The organism is Zoogloea sp. (genome assembly GCF_044344315.1).
In the GTDB taxonomy this organism is placed as follows: Bacteria; Pseudomonadota; Gammaproteobacteria; order Burkholderiales; family Rhodocyclaceae; genus Zoogloea.
Genome location: NZ_JBIJDC010000166.1, coordinates 1 through 5,810, shown reverse-complemented (window position 1 = coordinate 5,810; position 5,810 = coordinate 1). Strand labels below are relative to the sequence as shown.

General features: G+C 61.6%; 8 protein-coding genes. 5 read left to right on the top strand and 3 right to left on the bottom strand.

The features are described 5' to 3' along the window. Both ACIQ09_RS21395 and ACIQ09_RS21390 read left to right on the top strand, forming a co-directional pair. Nucleotides 1–874 (top strand): RND family transporter (locus ACIQ09_RS21395; protein ID WP_398314317.1); only part of this gene is annotated, 874 nt, incomplete at its 5' end. A 14-nt stretch (nucleotides 875–888) separates the two neighbouring features. Then, complete coding sequence (locus tag ACIQ09_RS21390; protein WP_398314315.1) at nucleotides 889–1,695, top strand: SDR family NAD(P)-dependent oxidoreductase; 807 nt, start codon at nucleotides 889–891, stop codon at nucleotides 1,693–1,695. Between the two features lie 90 nt (nucleotides 1,696–1,785). On the opposite strand, the gene ACIQ09_RS21385 is transcribed toward ACIQ09_RS21390, so the two are convergent. Next, complete coding sequence (locus ACIQ09_RS21385; RefSeq protein ID WP_398314313.1) at nucleotides 1,786–2,142, bottom strand: DUF535 family protein; 357 nt, start codon at nucleotides 2,140–2,142, stop codon at nucleotides 1,786–1,788. Beyond that, nucleotides 2,076–2,471 (bottom strand): DUF535 family protein, encoded by a 396-nt coding sequence (locus ACIQ09_RS21380; RefSeq protein ID WP_398314319.1) that lies wholly within the window; start codon nucleotides 2,469–2,471, stop codon nucleotides 2,076–2,078. Before ACIQ09_RS21380 ends, ACIQ09_RS21385 begins: the two co-directional genes overlap by 67 nt. Nucleotides 2,472–3,165: 694 nt before the next feature. Here ACIQ09_RS21380 and ACIQ09_RS21375 point away from each other — a divergent pair. The 3 genes from ACIQ09_RS21375 (at nucleotide 3,166) to ACIQ09_RS21365 (ending at nucleotide 5,362) form a co-directional block, all read left to right on the top strand. Next, nucleotides 3,166–4,257 (top strand): IS5 family transposase, encoded by a 1,092-nt coding sequence (locus tag ACIQ09_RS21375; RefSeq protein ID WP_398314311.1) that lies wholly within the window; start codon nucleotides 3,166–3,168, stop codon nucleotides 4,255–4,257. A gap of 191 nt (nucleotides 4,258–4,448) precedes the next feature. Continuing rightward, entirely contained in the window at nucleotides 4,449–5,069 is a 621-nt protein-coding gene (locus ACIQ09_RS21370) for a hypothetical protein (RefSeq protein WP_398314309.1), read from the top strand. Next, on the top strand, nucleotides 5,066–5,362 hold the full coding sequence (locus ACIQ09_RS21365; protein ID WP_398314307.1) for a hypothetical protein: 297 nt from the start codon (nucleotides 5,066–5,068) through the stop codon (nucleotides 5,360–5,362). Before ACIQ09_RS21370 ends, ACIQ09_RS21365 begins: the two co-directional genes overlap by 4 nt. Nucleotides 5,363–5,554: 192 nt before the next feature. On the opposite strand, the gene ACIQ09_RS21360 is transcribed toward ACIQ09_RS21365, so the two are convergent. Further along, on the bottom strand, nucleotides 5,555–5,810 hold a 256-nt coding region (locus tag ACIQ09_RS21360), incomplete at its 5' end, for a transposase (protein ID WP_398314305.1).

The following is a 5,810-nucleotide window of genomic DNA, read 5'->3' as shown; positions in this document are numbered from 1 at the left end:
GGCGGCCGAGTTGGAGCGGGTACCCGGCGTGCAGCGCAGCGTGTCCATGTCCGACTTTGCCTACCGGGTGCTGGCGGCCAACAACGAGGGCAACCCCAAGTGGTATGCCATCAGCCGCAACAAGTACGCCCTCGGCGGCGCCTTCCAGAAGACACCCAAGGAGTACATCGGCAACGGCTGCGCAATGACGCCCCTGGTGGTCTATCTGAACGACCACAAGGCCGCCACCCTCGCTGCCGTGATGGCCACCGTGCGCGACTTTGCCGCCCGGCATGATTCCGACAAGGTGCGCTTCACCCTGGTGGGGGGCAATGCCGGTATCGAGGCCGCCACCAACGAGGTCATCCGCGACGCCGACCACACCATGCTGCTCCTGGTGTATGCCATCGTCGCCGTGCTGCTGCTGATCGAGTTTCGCTCGGTGCGGGTGACAGCCTGCATCGTGCTCCCCCTCTACATCACCTCGGTGCTGTGCGAGGCCATCATGGCCTGGATGGGCTTGGGGGTGAAGGTGGCGACCCTGCCGGTGATCGCCCTCGGGGTGGGCATCGGCGTGGACTACGGCATCTACATCTACAACCGCCTCCAGTCCTATCTGGATCATGGCCATCCCCTGGCCGAGGCCTACCTGCTCACCGTGGCCACCACCGGGCGCGCGGTGGCCTTCACCGGCCTGACCCTGGCGGTGGGCGTGCTTACCTGGATCGGCTCGGCCATCAAGTTCCAGGCGGACATGGGCCTGCTGCTGACCTTCATGTTCCTGTGGAACATGGTCGGTGCCCTGGTGCTGCTGCCGGCCCTGGCGCGTCTGCTGCTGCCCGCAGCTCCGCCGGCGGTGCAGGCCCCGCTCTCCAAACCCGTTCCCCAACCCTGAAGGAATCGAAAGCCATGACACTCACCGAACGCAGCATGCTGGATCTCACGGGCCGTGTCGCCCTCGTCACCGGGGGCGCCTCCGGCATTGGCCGGGCCTCGGCCCACGCCCTGGCCGCCCAGGGGGCACGCGTCATCGTTGCCGATATCAACGAAACCGGCGGCGTGGAGACCGCCGAAACCATCGGCAACGCCGCCGGCTTCGTGCATCTGGATGTCACCGACGAGGCCGCCTGGTGCCGGGCGCTGGATTATGTGATCTCCACCGAGGGGGGGCTCGACATCCTCGCCAACGTGGCCGGTATCGGCACCGGCGGGGACTTCGAGGATCTGGCCCTGAGCGACTGGAACCGCATGATGGCGGTCAACGCCACCGGCCCCTACCTCGGCTGCAAACACGCCATCCGTGCCATGTCCGGCAGTGGTCGGCCGGGGGCCATCATCAATGTGGGCTCCATCGCCGCGGACCGGGCCGCGCCGGATCTGGTGGGCTATTGCGCCAGCAAGGGGGCCCTGCGCATGCTCAGCAAGTCCGTGGCCCTGCACTGTGCCCACAAGGGCTATCCGATCCGCTGCAACGCCGTCCATCCCACCTATGTGGACAGCGAGATGCTGGACCCCATCGCCGATCTCTATGGCAGCCGGGAGGCCATGGTGCAGGCCATGTCCAGGCTGGTGCCCCTGGGCCGCCTCGCCAAACCGGCAGACATCGCGGCCGCGGTTGTCTTTCTCGCCTCCGATGGGGCGGCGATGATCACCGGGACCGAGCTGTTCGTAGACGGCGGCCACACGGCTGGCGTCCCCCCGTCGCACTTTGCCTGAACGCCTAGGCCCGGTGCCTCACCCGCGCCGGGCAGTGCCAGTCACCACCCGGCGCTCGCCGCGGGGGCGGTACTCGCCCTCAAAAGCGCGTCATTCATCCAACTTGACGCACTGCACTGACTCCGCCATCCGCATGCCCCCGTCTTTGCCGACGGGGGCTTTCCTATCGTTATCGACGTATAGCGTTACCGACCCTTCCGCCAGATCCCACGCCCCATCTGGTGTTCTTGGGTTTTCCTGTCGACCACCAGCGCATGGGCGACGCAGGCCGTGGCACTGCTTGGTCAGGGCGTAGATCGTCTCGCGCTTGCTGCCGTCGACACGCTTGAGCTTCTGCAGCGAGGCGATGAGCAGGGTATCCGCGGCCGTAAAGCCGAAGCTCAGGTTGAAGAGGGGGGGCGCGTCGCTGTCGTGCAGGCACAGGGCCCAGTAGCCCTCGATGCGCATGGGGGCGTGTGGGTCAGGTCCACCATGCAGCCGGGGGCCTGAGCCACGCGCGGGCTGCTCGCGCTGGCCAGCTGCCCGCACAGCACGGGGCCGAAGTGGCCAGCCGCCGCCTCCAGGTCGGCGATCATGGCGTGAAAGCGCTGACGCAGGCCGAAGCGGCGATCCAGATAGCGCCGATACAACACGTAGTAGCTGCGCCTGTCGGCGTCCAGCAGGCGTGACCAGGCAGGGTGGCGGTCGAGGGCCTGCAGCAGCAGGCGGCGCTCGGGCTTGGTGAGCCACGAGAGCAGACGGTACTTGAGGCGGTGGAACGCCCGCCGCGTGCGGATCGGCCCAGCACATCGGGCAACCGCGGCCAGTTGGCGGCCGGGGAGGCAGGGGCGATGAGAGTGAAGGCATGGAGCGAGGACATGGCGGCACGAACGGAGTGATGGGCTGTTGCCGACTGAACCGATGAAACCTCAATCCTCACTTGCCCGGACCTTGCAATGGACTGACAGGCGGGTTCGGACGGTATGGGAGCAGGGCGCCGCCCTGGTGTTGCCTAGCGGTGAGTCGACAGGGGCTGGGCTCGTGTGGTGCTACTCGCGCTGCGCATCATCGCCAGTACGCATGGAATGACTTCCACCTGCCCATCTTTCGAGGGTGCCACTTGTCATGAAAGAGGATGTGGCGTTTAATCCATCCCACATAAGTCTGTTCGGCTCTCAGATCGTAGTCCTTGACCTGATCCGCTCTCAAATCCGATCCAGCAAGCCGGGCAACGAGGGAGGGCCGCAAGAAGGGTAGGCGAGATCATGACGGAGAAATTGGTCGAAAAACCTCTGTACAGAGACTTAGGGCGTTTCGGAAGCTTCGGTGACTGTCGTGTAAGACGCCAGAGGCGTCAGATGTCATCTATTTCACGTTAGGCCATATCAAATAGCAGCCTAGCTATTCGTTAGCAGGGTGATGCAAAACCCAGTGAACGATCCGGCCACCCGCCTGTCCTAGCCGTATCCCCGAACCCCAGGCAGAACAACGATGCGCGGCGAAGTCGATCCCCAGTCCTCGATGTTTCACTATTTCTCGGTCGAGTCCCGGATTCCGGCCGATCACCCGTTGCGCCGGGTGAAGAAACTGGCCGAATCGGCACTGTCCGCCATTTCTGCGGAGCTCGACGGCCTTTACGCCAGGACGGGCCGCCCTTCGATTCCGCCGGAGCGCCTGCTCAAGGCCCAATTGCTGATTGCCTTCTACTCGGTGCGCTCCGACCGGTTGTTCTGCGAGCAACTTGATTACAACCTGCTGTTCCGCTGGTTTCTCGATCTGGACCTGGAGTCGGGCGGGCTGGATCAATCCAACTTCAGTCGCCTGCGCGAGCGCTTGGTGGAAACCGATATCGCCCGACGTTTCTTCGACGAGGTGGTGCGTCTGGCCCGCAAGGACAAGTTGCTCTCGTCCGATCACTTCACCGTCGACGGCACCTTGATCGACGCCTGGGCCTCCTTCAAGAGCTTCAAGCGCAAGGACGATGACGAACCGCCCAAGCCGGGGGACGGCACCGGGATGGTGGATTTCAAGGGCGAGAGACGTTCCAACACCACCCACCAGAGCACCACCGATCCTGAAGCGAAGCTCATGAGAAAAGGCAACGGACAGCCGGCCAAACTCAGCTACGGCGGCCATGCCCTCATGGAGAACCGGAGCGGCCTGTGCGTGGATCTGCTCATCACCGACGCTACCCTGGCCGAGCATCAGGCGGCCCGCCAACTGCTCACCCGCGCCCGGCGCAGGAAGATCCACCCGAAGACCCTGGGTGCCGACAAGGGCTATCACGTGAAGGACTTCGTTCAGCATCTGCGGGAGCACGGGATCAAGCCACATATCGCCCGAATCGACGGGCGCAAGACACCGGGGCTCGATGGACGGACAAGCTGCACCGAGGGCTACAAGGTCAGCCAGCGGAAACGAAAGCGTGTTGAAGAGATCTTCGGGTGGCTGAAGACAGTGGGCGGAATGAGAAAGACCCGCTTCATCGGAGAAGCCCGAACCCAGATCGCCGCCTACCTGTCGGCGGCGGCGTACAACCTGCTGCGAATTGCGAAATTGCAGCGCGCAGGGAGTGAAGCATGAAGCGGCACCCGGAATTGGGCGAAAGCCCATTCCCCGGCCCATTTGATGGGCATCAAAACGGGATTGGGAAGCCAATTCCGGGAATGAAGTCATGAGAAATCAAATAGCGAGAGACCCGGCTGGCGGGGCTTCTCGGAGTTTTGCATCGGCCTGTTAGGCTTTATGAAAACCCCCAGCTGCGGGAGGAGAACTTGGAACTCGAAAAGAACGTCCGAACGGAACGCCGAGAAATCATCATCGGCGAGAAGCTCATCGAAGTGGGGGACGACGCATGGCAGATTCGCAATCTGACGGGAGTCTCGCGACGCGAAGCTAAAGTCGTACTTGATGCTCCCGAGCCTACGTTTAACGAGAAGGAGCCCAGCGGGTCAATCAATATCCTTGCGCCAATTTTTTGGGCGGGCCTTGGCTTTGGCGGCGCAGCCTTTTTCAACAGCGAAGTTCCGTTTTGGATCGGAATCGTGATTGCTGTATTCAGCATTTGGGATGGAAAGTCGTCGGAAAAGCAGGCGTGGGCCAACAGGAAAGCTTCGTTCGAGAAGCTGCATGCTGTTTGGAAGAAGCTTAAAGACGATCCCCCTATTGTCTACTCGTTAGCGATTGAGACGAACGCCGGCTCACGACCAGTCTTCTACTCGTTTGACCGAGAAGGAATTGCAAAGGTCGTTAAGGCCGTGAAGGACGCGATGATCAATCCAGAGCACAGTTCGACCACGTACAACATCAATGCAATCGATTTGTCTGGTGACACTACGGTCAACAACGTTGGGTCTACGATCTATGAGCAGAATATCAAGGAGATTAGAGCATGATCGTCAACAACTATGGTTCCAATATCAGTACACAAAACAACATCGAGATATCGACCTCCAGCGCCGCAGCTGTAAGCCTGTTCCAGCAGATGGTATCTGAGCTAGATTCCGATCCAAACCTTAGTCCAGCCGCGCGCTCATCAGCGCAGGCAGTAGTGACAGAGGCTACTCGAAGCATCAACGAAGGAAGTGCAACACGAGAGACTGTCCTTAAGTCGCTTGGAGCGCTGGCCGGTATTGGCAGCATTGCCGGACTGGTGTCGAAAGTCATAGATGTCTTCTATGCAAGATGAGGCGTAGATTGACACATCAAGTGCAAAACCCCAGCTTAGCACGCCGATGCAAAACGCCGAGAAGCCGCTCCAGCCGGCCCCCTCACTATTTGATTTCTCATGACTTCATTCCCGGAATTGGCTTTCCAAACCCGTTTTGATGCCCGTCAAATGGGCCGGGGAATGGGCTTTCGCCCAATTCCGGGTGCCGCGTCATGCCGCACTCCCCGTGCGCTGCAATTTCGCAATTCGCCGCAGATTGTACGCCGCCGCCGACATGTAGGCGGCGAGCTGGGTTCGGGCTTCTCCGATGAAGCGGGTCTTTCTCATTCCGCCCACTGTCTTCAGCCACCCGAAGATATCTTCAACACGCTTTCGTTTCCGCTGGCTGATCTTGTAGCCCTCGGTGCAGCTTGTCCGTCCATCGAGCCCCGGTGTCTTGCGCCCGTCGATTCGGGCAATATGTGGC

Bases quoted from the DNA above. Each gene is read 5' to 3' on its own strand.
- ACIQ09_RS21375 (WP_398314311.1), top strand. From the start codon at position 3,166: ATGCGCGGCGAAGTCGATCCCCAGTCCTCGATGTTTCACTATTTCTCG.
- ACIQ09_RS21365 (WP_398314307.1), top strand. From the start codon at position 5,066: ATGATCGTCAACAACTATGGTTCCAATATCAGTACACAAAACAACATC.
- ACIQ09_RS21390 (WP_398314315.1), top strand. From the start codon at position 889: ATGACACTCACCGAACGCAGCATGCTGGATCTCACGGGCCGTGTCGCC.
- ACIQ09_RS21385 (WP_398314313.1), bottom strand. From the start codon at position 2,142: ATGCGCATCGAGGGCTACTGGGCCCTGTGCCTGCACGACAGCGACGCG.